General features: G+C 66.1%; 1 protein-coding gene. It reads right to left on the reverse strand.

Going from position 1 to position 242, the window contains the following annotated elements; all coding sequences use genetic code 11:
• A partial coding sequence (locus RND61_RS32580) for a hypothetical protein (RefSeq protein WP_315881772.1) occupies positions 1–242 on the reverse strand: 242 nt, incomplete at both ends.

The following is a 242-nucleotide window of genomic DNA, read 5'->3' on the forward strand; positions in this document are numbered from 1 at the left end:
GGCCCCTCGCCCTCGGACTGCTTGCGCACCACGGTGGCGTTGATGCCGTTGCGCTTGAGGACCTCGGCGGTACCGGACGTGGCCAGCAACTCAAAACCGTGAGCGACCAACTCACGCGCCGGGAAGATCATCGAACGCTTGTCACGGTTGGCGACCGAGATGAACGCCCGCCCCTTGGTCGGCAGCGGACCGTACGCCCCGGCCTGCGACTTGGCATACGCGGTACCGAAGACCGAGTCGAT

Source organism: Streptomyces tamarix, assembly GCF_032423885.1.
In the GTDB taxonomy this organism is placed as follows: Bacteria; Actinomycetota; Actinomycetes; order Streptomycetales; family Streptomycetaceae; genus Streptomyces; species Streptomyces tamarix.